The following is a 3138-nucleotide window of genomic DNA, read 5'->3' on the forward strand; positions in this document are numbered from 1 at the left end:
GCCGAGGACTCTGCCCGGTTCGGCGTTCCGGTTCCGGCGCAACGTGGGTAGACGCATCGTGACCATCCTGGCATGTGAGGCAGGCTTTTCTGTCGCGACATGCCTGAGCAGGGCCGCCTACCCAGGGAAGCACACACCGGCACAAGCCGGTGTGCTTGCGCTCACAATACGCGGCGTCACAACCGCCTTTCCTTGGCGGCCACTGCCAGAAGCTCCTCGGCATGCGCGATACCCAGATCCGAATCGGGCAAACCCGCCAGCATGCGCGCCAACTCCCGCGCCCGCTCGGTGTCCTCCACCACGCGCACCCCGCTGGTCGTCACCGCGCCACCGGTGTCCTTCGCCACCACCAGGTGCCGGTCGGCGAACGCGGCCACCTGCGGCAGGTGCGTGACCACCAGCACCTGGTGGCTGCGGGCCAACCGCGCCAACCGACGGCCGATCTCCACCGCCGCCTGCCCGCCGACCCCCGCGTCGACCTCGTCGAAGACCAACGTGGGCGGGCCACCGGAGCCGGCGAACACGACCTCGATGGCGAGCATCACCCGGGACAACTCACCGCCGGAGGCCCCGCGCTGCAACGGCAACGACGGCGCGCCAGGGTGGGCCAGCAACCGCAGCTCCACCTCGTCACCGCCGTCCGGCGTGACACCCACCTCGACGCCGTTGACCGCAAGAGTCGGCTCGGCACGCCCGGCCGGACGCGGCAGCACCGCCACCTCGATCCGCGCGTGCGGCATGGCCAGCCCGGCCAGCTCGACGGTGACCTGGTCGGCGAAGCGGACCGCCGCCTCCTGCCGGGAGGTGGACACCCGCCCGGCCAGGTCGGCCACCTCCACGGCGAGCCGCTGGCCCTCCCGCTCCAACTCGTCGAGCACGTCGTCGGACATGTCCAGATCGGACAGTCGGGTGCGCGCCCGATCGGCCCAGGCGATCACCCCGTCGACGTCGTCGGCGTACTTGCGGGTCAACGCGCGCAGCGCCGCCCGCCGCTCATAGACGTGCTGCAACCGGGCCGGGTCCGCGTCCAGCGTCGCCAGGTACGCCGACAGCTCCGCGGACACGTCGGTGACCAGGGTGGCCGCCTCCTCCAGGCGGGCCGCCAGCTCACCGAGCGCCGGATCGGTGCCGGACTGCGCCTCCAGGGTCCGCCGGGCGGTGCCGAGCAACGCCGCCGCGTCCGGGGTCTCCTCGGCCGCCTCCGCGCCACCGGCCACACACTGCTGGGCGATCTGCGCGGCCGTCCGCAGACCCTCGGCGTGCTCCAGCCGCTGCGCCTCGGTCTTCAGCTCGTCGTCCTCACCGGGCTGCGGATCGACCCGGGTGATCTCGTCGAGGCCCAACCGCAGCAGGTCGGCCTCCTGGTTGCGCTCGCGGGCGTTGCGCCGACGGTCGGCCAGGTCGTCGACGACCCGACGCCACCCCGTGTACGCCTCGCGCAGCGCGTCGAGCAGCTTCTCATGCGCCGGGCCGGCGAACCGGTCCAGTGCGGCCCGCTGCTCGGCCGGGCGCAGCAACCGCAACTGGTCGGACTGGCCGTGCACGGCGACCGCCTGCTCGCCGACCTCACCGAGCATCGACACCGGCATGCTCCGGCCACCGACGTGGGCGCGCGAGCGCCCCTCCACCGTCACCGTGCGGCTCAGCAGCACCGAGCCGTCCTCGTCGGGCTCGCCGCCGGCCTCGACGATCCGCGCGTGCACGGCGTCGGCGACCCGCCCGTGCAGCCGCAGCCGCCCCTCCACCACCGCACGACCGGGTTGGGCGCGGACCCGCCCGGCGTCGGCCCGGCCGCCGAAGAGCAGGCCGAGGCCGGTGACCACCATCGTCTTACCCGCACCGGTCTCGCCGGTGATGACGTTCATGCCGCCGGTCAACGGCAGCGTGGTGTCCTCGATGACGCCCAGTCCGGTGATGCGCAGCTCTTCCAGCACAGCCACCGACAGTAGACGCGAGGCCCGACACTTGACCAGCCGACGGGCCCGGGTCAGGCCCGTACCCGGCCGACGTACAGTTCTGCCCCGTGTTGGACGTGATCGGCCTGACCTCGGCTGAGGAGGAGCTCTACCGCTGCCTGCTCCAGCTCACCACGGCCCGCATCGACGAGTTGGCCCGTCGCCTGCACCGACCCCGGGAGCAGGTCGCCGCCCAGGTCGAGGCACTGCGCGGCAAGGGCCTCGTGCAGCGCAGCGACGCCGACCCGGACGCCCCGCTACGCCCGACCGCCCCGGACGTCGCCCTCGGCGCGACGCTGCTGCGGCGTCAGGAGGACCTGGAGTCGGCCCGCCGACTGGTCACCCAACTGGCCGAGGAGTACCGCTCCGGGCTGCGCCGACACCACGTCGACCATCTGGTCGAGGTGATCACCGGCGCCCGGGTTCTCCGGGACCGTCTGCGCGACCTGCAGAACTCGGCGCGTACCGAGGTGCTCTGGTTCTGCCGGGCCAATCCCCTCGCCATGGCCGGCCCGGAGAACGTCGAGGAGTTCGACGCGCTGGCCCGTGGGGTGAGCTACCGGGCCATCTACGAGCGTGACCTGCTGCTGGAACCGGGCGCGTTGGCCGACCTGGCCAAGGGGGTCGCCGCCGGGGAGCAGGCCCGCGTGCTGGACCGGCTGCCGGTCCGACTGGCCATCGTGGACGCCCGCACCGCCATCTGCCCGTTGGTGCCCGACCGCGACGGCGGCGAACCGAGCGCCGCCGTGATCGGTCGCAGTCAACTGCTCGACGCGCTGCTCGCCCTCTTCGAGAGCCACTGGCGGGTGGCCACCCGGCTGCGCCTCGACGACCCCCTCGCCGTCGCGGCCCCCGAGCCTCGACGGCCGGAGCCCGCGGACCAGCCGGGCGACGGTTACCAACCCGACGCCGACGAGGCCCGGCTGCTGTCGCTGTTCGTGGCGGGCGTACCGGACAAGTCCATCGCCTCCCAGCTCGGGGTGAGCCGGCGGACAGTGCAACGGCGCATCGCCGACCTGATGGCCGCCGCCGGCGTGGACACCCGGCCCGGTTTGGCCTTCCAGGTGGCCCGACGCGGCTGGCTCTGACGCGTTGAGCTCAGGTTACCCGACCCTCTGCGGCCCGGCTGATGTCCGCCCCCGGTCCGGTGGAGCGATGCCGGTCTACGCCCGCGTCGCATGAC

General features: G+C 73.3%; 2 protein-coding genes. One reads left to right on the top strand and one right to left on the bottom strand.

Features of this window, described 5'->3' with window-relative positions:
• Positions 1 to 176: 176 nt before the first annotated feature.
• Positions 177 to 1934 (bottom strand): DNA repair protein RecN, encoded by a 1758-nt coding sequence (recN, locus tag ABZ749_RS32615; RefSeq protein WP_357234662.1) that lies wholly within the window; start codon positions 1932 to 1934, stop codon positions 177 to 179.
• A gap of 89 nt (positions 1935 to 2023) precedes the next feature.
• On the opposite strand from recN, the gene ABZ749_RS32620 reads away from it, so the two are divergent.
• Positions 2024 to 3043 carry a helix-turn-helix domain-containing protein gene (locus tag ABZ749_RS32620; RefSeq protein WP_357234659.1) on the top strand — a complete coding sequence of 340 codons (1020 nt, stop codon included), beginning with the start codon at positions 2024 to 2026 and terminating at the stop codon, positions 3041 to 3043.
• Positions 3044 to 3138: the final 95 nt, after the last annotated feature.

The organism is Micromonospora sp. NPDC047753 (assembly GCF_040642735.1).
GTDB lineage: Bacteria > Actinomycetota > Actinomycetes > Mycobacteriales > Micromonosporaceae > Micromonospora.